This window comes from Nocardia yamanashiensis, assembly GCF_021183565.1.
GTDB classification, from domain to species: domain Bacteria; phylum Actinomycetota; class Actinomycetes; order Mycobacteriales; family Mycobacteriaceae; genus Nocardia; species Nocardia yamanashiensis.
Genome location: NZ_CP089226.1, coordinates 7526532 through 7541940, shown reverse-complemented (window position 1 = coordinate 7541940; position 15409 = coordinate 7526532). Strand labels below are relative to the sequence as shown.

Below are 15409 nucleotides of genomic sequence, written 5' to 3'. Positions count from 1 at the left end.
AACCGCGCATCTGATGAGGGGTGCGCGGTTCCGCGCTATTCCGGCACGGTGACCGGAGTGGCGACCGTCTTCCGGGACCGCCGCAGCGCATCGACGGTGAATACGGCCAGAGCCAGCCAGATCAAGGCGAATCCGGCCCAGCGCGAAGCGGGCATGTCCTCGTGCACCACCGCCACACCCCAGGTCAGCTGCAACGCGGGCGTCAGATACTGCAGGATCCCCATGGTGGACAACGGAACTCGCGGTGCGGCCAGCGCGAACAGCAGCAGCGGCACCAGCGTCACCGGCCCGGTCGACATGAGCAGCGCGGTATGCGACACGCTCGACCCGAAGGTGGCCTGACCGGTCACCCCGAGCGCGATCACCGCGGTGAGCGCGAACGGCGCGGCCACCAGCCCCTCGGCCGCCAGTCCCCGCAGCGGGTCGAGCTTGATCACCTTCTTGACCAGCCCGTAGGTGGCGAACGAGCACGCCAGGATCAAGGCGATCCACGGCGGCCGCCCGTAGTCGACGGTCAGCACCACCACGGCCGCCGCGCCCAACGCCAGTGCGGCCCACTGCGTTCGGCGCAATCGCTCCCGGAAGATCAGCACCCCGAACGCCACCGTCACCAGCGGATTGATGAAGTACCCGAGCGCGCACTCCACCACCTGCCCGGAGATGACGCCGTAGACGTACACGCCCCAGTTCAGCGAGATCGCCGCCGAGGCCACGAACGCCAGCCGCCAGGTCCGCGCGTCGATCCGCCGCAATTCCCCGATGCGGCCGGAGACGGTCAGCAGCGCCAGCGAGACCACCAGCGTCCACAGAATCCGCTCGGCCAGCACCTCGCCCGCGCTCGCGAACGCCAGCAAGCCGAAGAAGGCCGGGAACAATCCCCAGAGCAGGTACGCGCCGACGCCGAAGCTGACACCTAGTTCCTGCTGGGATCGTTCGCTCACCGAACTACCGTAGCGCGCGGTTATTACCAGACGAAACGAATTCCCCGAAGCGGACCGGCGACCCGCTGACGTCGGTCGAGCGCCGCTCACCTGCGTTTTCCGGACAGCCATCTAGGCTGTTCGGCATGTCGATCACGACGCAGGAGTCGAGTGCGCCCAGTCCACCCACGTTAGGGCTGAGTACAGCCGAGGTGGAGCAGCGGCGACGGGATGGGTTGACCAATGATGTGCCCGAGCGCGCCAGCCGGTCGGTCCGGGACATCGTCAAGGCGAACGTCTTCACCCGGATCAATGCGATCCTGGGTGTGCTGTTCATTCTGGTGCTGGCCACCGGGTCGATCATCGACGGGATGTTCGGGCTGCTGATCGTCGCGAACAGCGCGGTCGGCATCATCCAGGAGATCCGGGCCAAGAACACCCTGGACAAGCTGGCCATCGTCGGGCAGGCGCAGCCGGTGGTGCGGCGCGAGGGCAAGGCCACCGCGGTCGCGCCGCAGGAGGTCGTACTCGACGACATCATCGAGCTGGGGCCCGGCGATCAGATCGTGGTCGACGGCGAGGTGGTCGAGGCCGAACTCCTCGAGGTGGACGAGTCGCTGCTCACCGGCGAGGCCGACCCGATCGACAAAGGCGTTGCGGCGCAGGTCATGTCGGGCAGCTTCGTGGTGTCCGGCAGCGGGGCCTACCGGGCCACCAAGGTCGGCAAGGACGCCTACGCGGCCAAACTGGCGGACGAGGCCAGCAAGTTCACGCTGGTCAAGTCCGAGCTGCGCAACGGCATCGACACCATTCTGAAAGTCATTACCTACCTGCTGATTCCGGCGGGCCTGCTGTCCATCTACAACCAGCTGGTGTCGTCCAAGGAATCCTGGCGGCCCGCCGTCAACGGCATGGTCGCCGCCCTGGTGCCGATGGTGCCCGAGGGCCTGGTGTTGATGACCTCCATCGCCTTCGCCGTCGGCGTGGTGCGGCTGGGACGGCGGCAGTGCCTGGTACAGGAACTGCCCGCCATCGAGGGCCTGGCCCGGGTGGACGTGGTGTGCGCCGACAAGACCGGCACGCTCACCGAGAACGGCATGCGGCTCGCGGAAGTCCGTCCGGTGGGCGAGGTTCCGGAAGCCGAACTGCGCACCGTGCTGGCCGCCATGGCCTCCGATGACCCGCGGCCGAACGCCTCGGTCGCCGCCATCGCCGAGGCGCTCACCGACGCGCCCGGCTGGCAGGTCAGCGGGATCGCGCCGTTCACCTCGGCGAAGAAGTGGAGCGGCTTCTCCTACGGCGAGCACGGCAACTGGCTGCTCGGCGCGCCCGATGTGCTGCTGGATCCGGAATCCGAAATTGCCGCTGCCGCACAGGAGATCGGCGCCAAGGGCCTGCGGGTGCTGCTGCTGGCCAGTAGCGACCGGTCGGTCGACGCCAAGGACGCGCCGGGGCACGTGACGCCCGCGGCGCTGGTCGTGCTGGAGCAGAAGGTGCGCCCCGATGCCAAGGGCACTCTCGAATACTTCGCCTCCCAGCACGTTTCGACCAAGGTGATCTCCGGCGACAATGCGGTGTCGGTGGGCGCGGTGGCCGAATCGCTGGGCCTGGCGGCCGGTGCGCATGCGGTCGACGCCCGCAAGTTGCCGACCGACCAGAACGAGCTGGCGGACGTGCTGGAGGAACAGACCGTCTTCGGCCGGGTGCGGCCGGATCAGAAGCGCGCCATGGTCGGCGCCCTGCAATCGCGCGGCCACACCGTCGCCATGACCGGTGACGGCGTCAACGACGTGCTCGCGCTCAAGGACGCCGATATCGGCGTCGCCATGGGTTCGGGCAGTCCGGCCACCCGGTCGGTCGCACAGATCGTGCTGCTGGACAACAAGTTCGCCACCCTGCCCTACGTGGTGGCCGAGGGCCGCCGGGTGATCGGCAATATCGAACGGGTCTCCAACCTGTTCCTCACCAAGACCGTGTACTCGGTGGTGCTGGCGTTCCTGATCGGCATCGCCGGAATCGGTTCGCAGATCTTCCATTACAAGGCGATCGGCTATCCGTTCCTGCCGCGGCACGTGACCATCGCGGCCTGGTTCACCATCGGTATTCCGGCGTTCATCCTGTCCCTCGCGCCCAACAACGAGCGGGCGCGCACCGGATTCGTCGGACGCGTCATGCGATTGGCGATCCCGTCCGGCGTGGTCATCGGCGTGATGACGTTCATCTCCTACCTGATCGCCTACCAGGGCCCCGATGCCGGGGAGACCGAGAAGGTGCAGGCCGGCACCACGGCGCTGATCACGCTGCTGATCATCGCGGTGTGGGTGCTGGCGATCGTGGCGCGGCCGTGGAACTGGTGGAAGATCCTGCTGGTCGCGGGTTCCGTTGCGGGATACCTGATCCTGTTCAGCGTTCCGTTCACCCGGCACTTCTTCAAACTCGATCCGTCGAATGTCGCGCTGACGACATCGGCGGTCGTGTGCGGGGCGATCGGCGTGGTGCTGGTGGAGGCCGCGTGGTGGTTGCAGGCGCGCCTGCAGGGCGAGACGCCGCACCTGCTGCCCACCGCCCCCGAGGAAGTGATCGAAAAGCGCTGATCTCAGCGGAATTCGGAGCCGGTACGCGGCGGCGGGCCTCACGGCCCGCCGCCGCTGCTTTTACATCCAAACTGGTCGCATGGTTTGGCTCGCCGTGAACTGCCTTGTCCTGGGCAGGCATTGAATCCCCGGGTACCTTGGGCCTCATGGAGGTCCTCCTGCACCAGATCGACGCGTTCGCCGACGCACCGTTCTCGGGCAATCCGGCAGCCGTCATGCCACTGCTGAACTGGCTCCCGGACGAGCTGCTGCAACACCTGGCCGAGGAGAACAACCTCGCCGAAACCGCCTTCTACACCTCCGCGCTACCCGTGGACGCCGGTGCGCCGCCGGACAATTCGCCGGCCTTCCACCTGCGCTGGTTCACGCCCGCGGTCGAGGTGGACCTGTGCGGGCACGCCACCCTGGCCGCCGCCGCGCAGATCCTCGACGATATGCATCCGGGCGCGGACCGGGTCCACTTCTACACGCGCAGCGGCTGGTTGCGGGTGGACCGCGACCGCGACGATCTGGTGCTGGATCTGCCAGTGGTCTCGTCGGTCGAAATCGATGTGCACGAGGACATTCCGCAGGCGCTCGCCAAGGCGCTGGGGGTGCGGCCGCTGCGCGCCTACGAGGGCACCGACATCGTGCTGGTGGTCACCGCCGAGCACGAGGTGGCCGACGCCCGGCCCAACTTCTCGATCTTCCCGAAACTCAGCCGCGCCGCCATTCTCACCGCCACCGGCGACGAGATCGACTTCGTCTCGCGGGTGTTCGCGCCCGGGGTCGGCATCCCCGAGGATCCGGTGACCGGTTCCGCGCACGCGCAGCTGGCCCCGTTGTGGGCCAAGGAACTCGGCCGCACCACCATGTCGGCCCGCCAGCTCTCGCCGCGCGGCGGGGCCCTGCGGTGCACGCTCACCGGGGAACGGGTGCGGCTATCGGGGCGGTGCCGCCGGTATCTCGACGGCGTGGTCCGGCTGCCGGACTGAGGCTTTCGCGCCCCTCCCCCGGGGCGCGCCCGCGTCAGCGCTCGAGGATCCGTTCGGTCAGCTTGTCCAGATCGTCCGCGCGATAGCCCGGGTAGCCGTGCAGCAGTTCCAGCCATTCCGCCGGAATCGCCGAGGCGCCCCAGCGCGCGCCCAATAGTCCGCCCGCGATGGCCGCGGTGGTGTCGGTGTCGCCGCCGGCCCGCACCGCCGCTTCCAGTGCGGCGGGCAGGGAATCGGTGTGGGTGATGGCCCACCACGCCGTCTGCAGGGCGTGCACCACCCAGCCGTTCTTCGGGAAGTCTTCCGGCGCACCGTGTTCCGCGGTGTCCAGCAGCGGCCCCCAGAATCCGGCGTCCACGATCGAAAGCGCTTCCCGCACACCGTCGTACGTGCCGTGCAGCACCGCGTGCCGGATGGCCAGGGACCAGATCTTGCACGCCTGCATGGCCTGCGGGTCATAGTGGGTGAGCGAGCTGACCACCGCGGCCGCCTTGGCGCATTTGATCGGTTCGTCGTCGAGGTAGACCAGGGCCACCGGCGCGGTGCGCATGAGCGAGCCGTTGCCCGCCTTCAGGCCGCCGAGTTCGTGCGCGTGGATCTGCATCTCGCGCCCCGACAGATCGCGGTGCCGCAGCACCTGGCTGGTCTGCGCGCCCACGTCTTTCGGGCGGGTGTCCCACCAGGCCACGAATTCCCGCGCCACCGCGTCCAATCCGGATTCCTCGTGCAGGTTCCCGGCCTCGGCCGCCGCGCGCGCCACCGCGATGGCCATCGCCGTATCGTCGGTCCACTCCCCCGGCGCCCAGTCGAACGCGCCGCCGCCCTTCATCCGGATGACCACATCGGGCTTGGGGTGCGTGAACTCGTACCCCGCCCCCAGCGCGTCCCCCGCCGCCGTTCCCAACAGCACGCCCCTGGCCCGATCGGCCTGTTCGGCAGTCAAAACCATCGGTTCCCGACCCCTCTCCTCAGCTGAGCTCCCTCCAATCTTGCACAGTCCTCCGACAGGCACCCGGCCCGGGACATACTTGCCGGACCGGACCGATGAATCCGCGCTCCGCCGCCCGTCTCGACTCGTATCACCGACCGAGGAGGAATCATGCTGCCCGATCCCGTCGAAGCCACCGATCTCAATATCTACGAGCCCGCCGAACTGCCGTGGAGCTTGGTGCGCAAGCATTTCGAAGCGGGCATCGGCCTGCCCGAGACCCCCGCCTTCCTCGGCACGGTCGGCCCGGACGGCCGCCCGCATTCCACCGGCATCGGCCCCGTGGAAACCCAGGGCTTCATCTACTTCACCAGCGGCCCGGGCACCCGCAAATCCAAGAACCTGGCCGCGAACCCGGCCTGCACCCTCTCGTTCCGTTTCCCCGAATCGGACCTGATCTTCGAAGGCACGGCCACCCGCGTCGTCGATCACGCCGAACTCGACCGGGTGACCGCCGTCTTCGCCGCCGGCGGCTGGCCCGCGACCCGCGACGGCGAAGCGGTCACCGCTCCCTACAGCGCCCAGAGCGCCGGCCCCGCCCCCTGGTACCTCTACCGTTTCGAGCCCGACACCGCGGTCGCCCTCGGCCTCACCGACCCGCACGGCGCGACCCGCTGGCGCTTCCGCTGACTCGCGGCGAACTCAGTTCGCGGTGACGGGGAGGGACCGGCCCTCGGCGAAGGCGGCCAGGTCGACCTGGCGGCGGGCATTGGACAGGCCGGTGATGACGGTGGTCCCGAGGGGGCCGGTGCGGTCGTAGAGGGTGGCGGTGGCGACCATGACGCCCGCCGCGGAGATGTGATCCTGGGCGTGCAGGCCCACCTCGTGACCGATGGGCAGGCGGGCCAGGGTGAGGGTGACGTCGCTGTTGATGAAGCCGACGCCGGCGGTGCCCCAGTTGCAGACCATGTTCGTGCAGTCGGCGACGAAGGCGGCGCGCTGGAAGGGGGTGAGGGGTTCGCCTTCGACCAGGGCCGGGAGGTTCTGCCAGACGGCTTTGCGGAGGTTGTTGGCACCCGATCCGAAGTCGGGCGTCCAGCCCTGGTCACCGGATTTGAAATGCGGGGCCTCGCCGTACGGCGAGTCGAGTACGTATTCGGGGACGGGCAGGTCGTGGCCGGCCTGCCAGACCTCGCCGGGCGGCTGTTCGCCGACCGCCAGGTACATGACCGAGGCGCGGGCGCGGACCTCGTCGCGCTGCACGAGGGCGGCGTCGACCACCCGGACCCGGGTGCCGTCGCGGACCACCTCGCCGCGCAGCGTGATCGGCTCGTTCAGCACCGGGCGGAACAGATCGACGGTGAAGCGGGCCGGGATGAAATCGGCGGCGGGACCGTGGGTTTCCAGTTCGCGGGCCAGCAGGCCGCAGACGGCGGTTCCGGCCAGATTGGTCGGCGACCAGGCGCTCACCGACATCGCGGTCGGTACCAGGCTGCCGTCCACCGGCGTGAAGAATGCGACCATCTCGTTCGATCCCTTTCCGCTCCAAGATCTCCCCGCAATTAGAACACGTTCTAGAACTGCGGGCGCGGGACGGGTCAGTTCGCGGGCACCGGGCCGTCGTCGGGGGACGCCGTCACCGTGACCGAATACTCCGGGAGCAGCGGCGATACCGCGAACACGCCGGCCGAGGCATCGGCGGGCAGGGCCTCGATCGCGCGCACGCCGGGACGGTCCGCCATGTTCCGCAAATCAGGCAGCGGGGCGTGCACGACGATGCCGACCACGCAGGCGCAGTGCGCGTGCAGGCGCGCGGCCACCACCTGCTGCACGCGGGCCGAACGCTCGTCGTAGGCCGGGTTGGCGGTGACCAGATAACCGGCCGCGTCGATGGACTTCACCGCCACCGCCGCACCGGCCGGGACGCCGATCGACACGATGGGCGTGGCCACCCGGTCGATGGCCACGTGATAGTCGACCTCCGAAATACGGTGCCCGGCAGCGTATCCCGGCACGCTGTCGGCCGAGACCGCCGCGGTGAACGAGATCAGCGCCCAGTGCGCGCCGGTGTCGTTGCCCTGCAAGGAGTTCCGCGCGCGCAGCAGGTAGTCGTCGATCCGCTCGCCGTAATCCGGCCCTAGCCGGTCGGTGGCGATGACGCCCGCGCGGGGCGGGATCGCCACCCCGACGACGATGTCGAGCAGCACCAGAAGCCCGGCGATCGCGGCGATTACGGCACGTTTCACCGGCTACACGCTACGGAGTACATCCAGGGCGTGCTCGAGGTCGGCCGGATATTCACTGGTGATCTCGATCCAGCGGCCGTCGGCCGGATGGTTGAAGCCCAGCTGCCGGGCATGCAGCCACTGCCGCTCCAGGCCCAGCCGTTCGGCCAGCCGCGGGTCCGCGCCGTAGGTGAGATCACCGCAGCAGGGATGGCGCACCGCCGAGAAATGCACCCGGATCTGATGCGTGCGACCGGTTTCCAGATGGATGTCGAGCAGGCTCGCGGACTGGAACGCCTCGACGGTGTCGTAGTGCGTGATCGACGGGCGGCCGTCGGCGGTGACCGCGAACTTCCAGTCGTTGCCGCGCGCCCGGCCGATCGGGGCGTCGATGGTGCCCGAACTCGGATCCGGATGTCCCTGTACCAGCGCGTGATAGCGCTTCTCCACCGTCCGGTACTTGAAGGCTCGCTTGAGCTGGGTGTAGGCGTGCTCGGACTGCGCGACCACCATCACCCCGGAGGTGCCGACGTCCAGCCGGTGCACGATGCCCTGCCGTTCGTGCGCGCCGGAGGTGGAGATGCGGTAGCCCATGGCCGCCAGCCCGCCCACCACGGTGGGTCCGGTCCAGCCGACGCCGGTGTGCGCGGCCACGCCCACCGGCTTGTCCACCGCCACGATGTCGTCGTCGGCGTAGAGGATCTTCATGCCCTCGACGGGCGTGGCCTCGACGGTGAGTTCGCGCTTGGGCTCGGGGAATTCGACCTCCAGCCAGGCGCCGCCGGTGAGCCGGTCGGACTTGCCCGCCGCCACCCCGTCCAACTGGACCGCGCCCTCCTCGGTCAGCGCCACCACCGCGGTGCGCGACAGGCCGAGCAGCCGCGACAGGCCGGCATCGACCCGCATGCCGTCCAGGCCGTCGGGCACGGGCATGCTCCGGGTTTCCCTCATACCGTCTTCTCCTCCGCGATCTCGTCCTCCTCTTTCCGGCCGGCCCGGGTGCCGTCCGGCTCGAAACCGAATACCGTCAGCGCGACCAGCAGGATGGCGCCGCACACGATCGCCGAATCGGCCACATTGAACACCGGCCACCAGCCGACCGCCACGAAGTCCACCACGTGACCCTGCAAAGGCCCGGGCGCGCGGAACAGCCGGTCGATCAGATTGCCCAGCGCACCGCCCAGCACCATGCCCAGCCCGATGGCCCACGGCACCGACCGCAGCGTGCGGCCGATGCGGATCACGCCGATCACCACCGCGGCGGCGATCAGGGTGAGCAGCCAGGTCATGCCGGTGGCCATGGAGAAGGCCGCGCCGGGATTGCGCACCAGGCTCAGCCGCAGCCAATCCCCGATGAGGTAGATGGGCTGCCCCGGCTTCAGCTGCGCCACCACGATGGTCTTGGTCAGCAGATCCAGACCCAGCAATACGGCTGCGAGCGTCAGCAGCAACGGCAGGCGTTTGCGCCCGGCCGCGCGCTGATCCTCGGCGGCAGCGGATTCCGCGCTCTCGCCGTCGGCCGCGGCGGCAGCGGATGCAGCGCCCGCACCGTCGGCCGCGGCGGTGGTTGCGGCACCGGCCTTTTCGCCGTCGGTGTCGGCGGCGGCCTTCCCACCGTTATCGCCGGGCCGCGCGGTGGCGGCAGTCACGGCCGCGCCCGCATCGGCGCCGTTGTTCCCACCGGCAACCGGGGCGGCCCCGTTCTTTTCGCCCCCGGTCGCGTCCGCCCGCACGCCGGCGGCGGCGTCCGTTCCGGACGTCTCTGCGGTGACGGGAATGTCGGCTTCATCTGCGTCGGGGTCGCGCGGCCGGTCGGTACTCACCCGACACATCATTCCTTATGGCAATGGGTTGCCCGGGCGCGGGCGCGATCCCAAGCTGATTATCAGGAACGAGCCGTAACCTGTTCGACGTGACGGTGTTGTCTTCATCCCCCAGCTCGGCGCACGCCACCGCACGCTGTACCGGTTCACCCGGCCGAGCGCGTCCGGGGTTCCAGCGCGGCGCTCGCTCCGGAGTCCTGCTGCTGGCGCTCGCGGTCGCGTTGTCGGCGTTCGGAGCCGGATGCAGCAGCCGGTCGGAAACCTCGGCCGATGCCGACGGCACCGAACCGGTCGGGCTCGGCAAAGAGGTGACGGTGCCGATATCCACGATGACCACCACGGTCATCGAACCGGGCGCCGAACCCCGCGCGGCATTGCGTCCCGCGGTCGCGGAGGGCACCACCCAACAGGTGACCTTGAGCACCGATCATCACATCGAGCAGCAGATCAACAGCCAAGCGGTGCGGGACTTCTCCCCGCCGGCGGTGACCATTCCGCTGACCGCGCAGGCCGGCAACGATCGGGTGAATCTGACCCTCGGTTCGGTGACCTCACCGGATCCGGCGATGGCCAAGGCGCTGCTGCCCGCCGACGGCTCGCAGGTCGGGTTCGACATCAGCGATCTGGGCGCGATCACGGCATTGCGGCTCTCGCCCAAGCCCGCCACCACCGATGTGGCGCGCGCGGCCTTGGAGCAGGCCTTCTATCAGGCGGTGTACCAGTCCATCGCATTCCCGGACGAACCGGTCGGCGTGGGCGCGGTGTGGACGGTGCGCCAGCAGATCTCGGGCAGCGTACCGCTGGAGCAGGTGACCACCGCGACGCTGACCCATCGCGAGGGCAATCTGCTGACCATCGCGCTGAACGTGGTGCAGACGCCGAAATCGACGGTGTGGCATCTGCCCAACGAAGCGGGGCAGCTGGAGATCGTGGACTACCTCATGCACGGCACCGGCGATGTGACCGTGGATCTCGGCCTGCCGCTGCCGGTTTCGGGCGCGGTGGAGGTCGGCGGCAATCAGACCTATCGCGACCCGCACAGTTCGGTCGTGCTGCGGCAGACGCTGCGCACCCAGGTGCAGTGGGGCGCATGATCCGGCGGACGATCGCGCTGCTGTCCCTCACCGCGGTGGTGACCCTGGCGGTAAGCGGCTGCGGCACGAAGGATTCCGGGTCGCCGCTGCCGAGTTTCGGGCCGTCGGTGACGCCGCCGGCCGGGTCCGGGCCGGCGGCCGCGCTGGACCAGGTGACCCTGCGCAACGATCTGCTCGACGCGGGCCAATTGCCCAGCGGCTATACGGCTTTCCCGGATCCCGCGCCGGGCAGTACCAGCGGCGCGGGTTCGACGACGGATCCGGCGCGGTGCGCGAAAGTGCTGGCGCCCGTGGCGGATCAGGCGCCGGGCGCGGCGGCGTCGGCGGTGGCCGAGTTCGGCGGGCCGAATTTCGCCAGCGTCGATATCGATGCCGCGTCCTATGCGAACGGCGGAGCGGCGCAAGCCTTCTCGGCGGTGCAATCACTGTTGCGCGAATGCACGAAATACTCCGGAACGGACGCGGACAATACCAAAGTCGAATTCCGGCTGGGCGGTTTGGAACAGCCGAACGCGGGTGACGCCTCGATCGCCTTCCGCGTTCACACCACCAGCCAGGGCGTCACGTTGTATTCGGCGGTAAGCGTGATTCTGGTCGGCGCCACGGTCGTGCAAATCAATATGTCCGGTGCGAGCGAACCGGATTCGCAGCAGCTCAGCGCCCTGACGGCGGCGCAGGTGCGCAAACTCAGCGGCGCCACCGGACCCTAGATCATCGAAAGATTCCGGCGATTGTCGTCGGTGCCCCGGCCTAGCATCTGGGGTGTCCGACAACAACCTCGATCGGAGGTTTCCGATGTCCGATGTCAAACACATTCCCGAGGGTTACCCGGTCGTCTCCCCCGCGCTCGCGGTGGACGGCGCGGCCGCCGCGATCGATTTCTACAAACACGTGTTCGGCGCCGACGAACGCGTGCGCATGCCCGGACCGGACGGCAAGATCGCCCACTGCGAAATGCAGTTCGGCAATTCCGTGGTCATGCTCGGCGACCCGGCCCCGTCCCTCGGCTTCCTGGATCCGAAAACCGTCGGCGGCACCCCCGTCAACCTCTACACCTATGTAGAGGACGTGGATGCCGCCCACGCCGCCGCCCTGGCCGCCGGAGCCAAGGAGATGCAAGCCCCGGCCCTCCAGTTCTACGGCGACCGCACCTCCGCCTTCGAAGACCCCTTCGGCCACCGCTGGACCATCGCCACCCACGTGGAGGACGTCAGCCCCGAAGAAATGGAGAAACGCATGGCCGAGATGATGCAGGGCTGAACCGCCTCGTCGACTCCACGTGGGTTTCCGGCGCTCGCCCCTGAAACCCACGAGAATCGCGCCTGCGCAATGGGGTTTCAGGGGCCGCCTCCGAGAGCTATGAGAGTCGCCCCTGCACCATGGGGTTTCAGGGGCTTGCCCCTGAGAGCTACGAGAGTTGTCCCTCTCAGCGCCAGCCGGTCACATTGATCGGCCCGGGAGTCCATCGCCCCGAACGGGTTTCGGTGGTGATCGCGGCCTTGGCCGGAACCGCCGTGGGGTCGATGGGCGCGAGCTGCTGGAGCTCGCCCCAGTCGTTGCGCCAGTCGTCCTTGGCGTAGGTGGCCAGGGTGTAGGGGCGCAACAGCATCGAGCTCCAGCCGAGCGCGCCGCCGCCGTCGTGGCTCTGCCACAGCGTGGTCATGCCCGCGCCGCCGCGATCCGGCAGGATGCGGTACTCGGGCACCTCGGCGATGCCGTAGCGGTGGTTGAACGGCCGCTGGTTCGGGGGAACTGCAGGCCCACTTCCCAGTCCGTGAGGACCGGCGTCTCGGAGCCGACCAGCGCGTCGAGGGTGCGAGTCTGCGGAATGCGCGGCGGCGTCAGCGCCACCCACTGCTTGGCATCGCCATTGCGATCCTCGGCGACGATCCGCACGGCGGTGGCATCGCCCGGAATCTCCGACAGCGGCACCCGCAGGTTGCGCCAGGTCGGCGCGGGACCGATATCGATCGGCGTGACCCGCCCCCGCGGCTGCATGGCGCCGTCGGGACCGGTTGTCCCGTACTCGATTTCCACCGACTGCCCCGGCGTGACGATGCCGTCCTTGTTGACCGAGCGAATCCGCCCGGCCGCGGTGACGGCGATGATCCCCGACCGCTCGTCGGCCTTGGGCAGCGCGTACCAGCCGGTGGTCAGCGCGGACACGCCCGAGCTGCCGTAGCTGCCGAGCACCGGCGTCGTCCCGGGGTTCAACCGGAAAGGCAGTGCGGTGGTGGTGGTTCCGTCCACGGTGTGATCGGAGCGATTGCTCACCTGGCTGGACATGCCGCCGCCGGTGTCGATCTCGTCGTCGGCGCGCAGATCCTTCGACACGCCCTCGGCGGTGAAGCCGGTCGCGTCCGCGGTGAAGGTGCCGAACACGTCGCCGTTCACCGGCTTCAGCATGCCCTTGTTGGGGTCCACCTCGACCAGCACGTCCCGCGCCAGCCCGCCGGACTTGCCCAGCACCGCATCCACATTGGAGCGGGCCAGCGAGAACGCCGGGTACTGCGCCACCGCGCCCTTGGCCAGCGACGCCACCTCGAGCAGCACCATGAGCGCCGCGGCCACGGTCAGCGGCGGCAGCGCGACCAGCCGCCAGCCGCGTTTCGAGATGCGGTGCGGCGCACCCGGTTCGGGCGCGCGCACATGGAACCAGCCGGCCAGCGCCAGGAACAGCAGCGCCAGTCCCAGCCACGCCTTGCTCAGCTCGAACCCGGCGACCTGAATCGACTTGTCGTTGAACGGGATCGAATAGTTCGACACATACCACCAGCCGTTGATGCTGGCGAAGCAGATGGCCAGCACGAACGACACCACGGCGGCGAACAGCGCGCGATTGCGCGGCGAGCGCAGCACCTTGGGCCCGACCGCGACCGCGGCCAGCACCGCCACCGCGCCCGCCAGTCCGGCGTAGATGCCGTTGTGGTGGGTCCACTTGGTGGGGGTGGTCATCATGAGCAGGATGACGCCGACGCAGCTGCCCAGCAGGCGCCGGGCGGGACCGGCGGCCGCGAACGGGATCCGGCCACCCTTGCGCAGCAGCACGAACGCGCACACCGCCATGCCCAGCCACAGCATGAGCATGCCGAAGCGGCGCGCCATGGAGCCGTCGATGGTGGGCATGAACAGGTACTGGTAGCGAATGTATTCGCCGTCCCAGTGCACGTTCGGGCCGACCAGGTCGTGCACCCGGCGCATCTCGAACATGGCCGAGATGGGCTGATCGTTGAACATGATGGCGAGCACCACCGCGCCCGCGGCCAGCAGCGGCAGGCCCAGCGCCAGGTAGGAGACCCAGCGGGCGCGCAGCGCCGGGATCAGGCCCGCGCCCGGCGCGACCGCGGCGCTCATGGCCTCGGCCCGCTGGTCGATGGTGCGCCACAGCGGGCGGACACCGGCCAGCAGCGGCGCGACGCAGATGATGCCGGACGGGCCGACGGTACAGGCGAACGCGCCGATCAGAATGGCCACCGCGTAGGGCAGCAGCCGCCTGGTGGCGATCGAACGCTCCACCGACACCCAGGTCAGCAGCACGCCGAGGGCCACCATGGGCTCGGGGCGCAGACCGTTGCAGTAGGGCAGCCAGACGGCCAGGAAGCCGAGCGCGCCGGTCCACACGGCCAGCTTGTCGTGGCGGATGCGCGCGCCGAGGCGGGGAATCACCTCGCGGCTGAGCACCAGCCACATGACGATGCCGGCCAGCAGCGCGGGCAGCCGCATCCACGGGCTGGCGGTGCTGATGTCGGCCATCCGGCCCAGCAGGTCGTAATACGGTGTGCCGACCGGGGTTTCGGGGACGCCGAAGTAGCCGAAGTAGTTGGCCATGTAGCCCGCGTGACCGGCGGTGCGGGCCATCCCGAACAGGTAGCCGTCGTCGGCGGTGGTGGCACCGATGAAATGCCACAGCACCAGCGTGCCCAGCACCGCGCCGTCCACGGGCCGCAAGGTCCACCAGCGCTGCGGCAGGAAGCGGCGCACCCGGCGGCCGTCGAGCCGGTCCAGGCGATACAGGGCGAACAGTGCGACCAGGGTGGCGAGCACGGCCGTCCAGATGGCGACGGTCTTGATCAGGCTCGGATGCGAGGAGAACCGGCTGTCGATATCGGCGCTGACCTGGGTGCCGTCGGCGACCGGGAGATCACTGAAGATGCCGACCAGCTGCGGCCGGTAGTCCCCGGACAGCGTGACCGGTGCGAGCGTGGATCCGGTCAGCACCGCCGTGGTCTGGGTCATGCCCGAGTGCACGGTGAACTCGCAGCCGGCCGCGAGCTGCTCGACCGGCACGCTGACCAGGGCCTGATTCTGCAGTACCGCTTCGAATTTGGCGGGCGTCACGGTCCCGTCGGAGGCGGTGCTCGCGGCCTTGACCCGGGCCGTGAACCCGTAGCGTTCCAGGTCCGGGGCGCCGTTGGGCGCGGTCGCCACCAGTGTCCCGCCGGTCGAAGCCAGTTGCGCCACAGCCGAACACGGGATGGTGGCGTCGAAAGTCAAAGGCGCGTAGGACACCAGCGGCGCTTCGATGCTGCGGGTCGAGTTGTCCTGCGGCCACGAAATGGTGGCGGCGTCGACCTCGACCGGCAGCAGCGGCACGGCGATCGCGGAGAGGACGGCGATCAAGCCGGCGATCAGAGCGAGCGGCCGTTGCCAGCCACCGGGAGTCCGTTCTACTGCGGCGGTACCTGCACTCCCGGCCGGGCCTTGCCCGGCTCTCTCCAACACGTCGGTCACGACCGGAGATATTAGGCGGCGTTCCTGGGAACGCGCTCCCCCGCGTCCGGCAAGCAGACTTGGCCCGGTCCACCGGCGGACCGGTCCGCCCTGGTGGGAGGCCCGGCCCGCCGGAAAAGC

The 15409-nt window shown here is 69.3% G+C and carries 12 protein-coding genes and 1 pseudogene; 6 read left to right on the top strand and 7 right to left on the bottom strand.

What is annotated here, in order from left to right; genetic code table 11:
- Positions 1 to 35 precede the first annotated feature (35 nt).
- Positions 36 to 941, bottom strand: a complete 906-nt coding sequence (gene rarD, locus LTV02_RS34695; protein ID WP_233035800.1) for an EamA family transporter RarD — start codon at positions 939 to 941, stop codon at positions 36 to 38.
- Positions 942 to 1066: 125 nt separating this feature from the next.
- Here rarD and LTV02_RS34690 point away from each other — a divergent pair, with 125 nt between their 5' ends.
- Together LTV02_RS34690 and LTV02_RS34685 are read left to right on the top strand one after the other, a co-directional pair.
- Complete coding sequence (locus LTV02_RS34690) at positions 1067 to 3514, top strand: HAD-IC family P-type ATPase (protein ID WP_233035799.1); 2448 nt, start codon at positions 1067 to 1069, stop codon at positions 3512 to 3514.
- A 146-nt stretch (positions 3515 to 3660) separates the two neighbouring features.
- Complete coding sequence (locus LTV02_RS34685; RefSeq protein ID WP_067717279.1) at positions 3661 to 4488, top strand: PhzF family phenazine biosynthesis protein; 828 nt, start codon at positions 3661 to 3663, stop codon at positions 4486 to 4488.
- Positions 4489 to 4522: 34 nt separating this feature from the next.
- On the opposite strand, the gene LTV02_RS34680 is transcribed toward LTV02_RS34685, so the two are convergent.
- A complete protein-coding gene (locus LTV02_RS34680; RefSeq protein ID WP_233035798.1) occupies positions 4523 to 5437 on the bottom strand; it encodes an ADP-ribosylglycohydrolase family protein in 915 nt (304 codons plus the stop codon).
- Between the two features lie 150 nt (positions 5438 to 5587).
- Here LTV02_RS34680 and LTV02_RS34675 point away from each other — a divergent pair, with 150 nt between their 5' ends.
- Positions 5588 to 6106 carry a pyridoxamine 5'-phosphate oxidase family protein gene (locus tag LTV02_RS34675; protein WP_233035797.1) on the top strand — a complete coding sequence of 173 codons (519 nt, stop codon included), beginning with the start codon at positions 5588 to 5590 and terminating at the stop codon, positions 6104 to 6106.
- A gap of 12 nt (positions 6107 to 6118) precedes the next feature.
- Here the strand turns inward: LTV02_RS34675 and LTV02_RS34670 are convergent, their stop codons facing one another.
- From LTV02_RS34670 to lspA, 4 genes are all read right to left on the bottom strand, one after another.
- A complete protein-coding gene (locus LTV02_RS34670) occupies positions 6119 to 6940 on the bottom strand; it encodes an acyl-CoA thioesterase domain-containing protein (protein ID WP_233035796.1) in 822 nt (273 codons plus the stop codon).
- Between the two features lie 74 nt (positions 6941 to 7014).
- Positions 7015 to 7662, bottom strand: coding sequence for a hypothetical protein (locus LTV02_RS34665; protein WP_233035795.1), 648 nt, complete (start codon positions 7660 to 7662; stop codon positions 7015 to 7017).
- 3 nt (positions 7663 to 7665) lie between these two features.
- Positions 7666 to 8592: an RluA family pseudouridine synthase gene (locus LTV02_RS34660; protein WP_233035794.1), complete on the bottom strand. Its 927-nt coding sequence runs from the start codon at positions 8590 to 8592 to the stop codon at positions 7666 to 7668.
- Complete coding sequence (lspA, locus tag LTV02_RS34655; RefSeq protein ID WP_233041836.1) at positions 8589 to 9290, bottom strand: signal peptidase II; 702 nt, start codon at positions 9288 to 9290, stop codon at positions 8589 to 8591. The genes LTV02_RS34660 and lspA overlap by 4 nt, the downstream gene beginning before the upstream one ends.
- A 263-nt stretch (positions 9291 to 9553) precedes the next feature.
- Between lspA and LTV02_RS34650 the strand changes: the two genes are divergently transcribed.
- From LTV02_RS34650 to LTV02_RS34640, 3 genes are all read left to right on the top strand, one after another.
- Complete coding sequence (locus tag LTV02_RS34650) at positions 9554 to 10558, top strand: hypothetical protein (RefSeq protein ID WP_408639307.1); 1005 nt, start codon at positions 9554 to 9556, stop codon at positions 10556 to 10558.
- A complete protein-coding gene (locus LTV02_RS34645) occupies positions 10555 to 11268 on the top strand; it encodes a hypothetical protein (protein WP_233035793.1) in 714 nt (237 codons plus the stop codon). Before LTV02_RS34650 ends, LTV02_RS34645 begins: the two co-directional genes overlap by 4 nt.
- 85 nt (positions 11269 to 11353) lie before the next feature.
- Positions 11354 to 11818, top strand: coding sequence for a VOC family protein (locus LTV02_RS34640; protein WP_233035792.1), 465 nt, complete (start codon positions 11354 to 11356; stop codon positions 11816 to 11818).
- Between the two features lie 166 nt (positions 11819 to 11984).
- Here LTV02_RS34640 and LTV02_RS34635 read toward each other — a convergent pair.
- Positions 11985 to 15277: pseudogene (locus LTV02_RS34635) on the bottom strand (arabinosyltransferase domain-containing protein).
- Positions 15278 to 15409 lie beyond the last annotated feature (132 nt).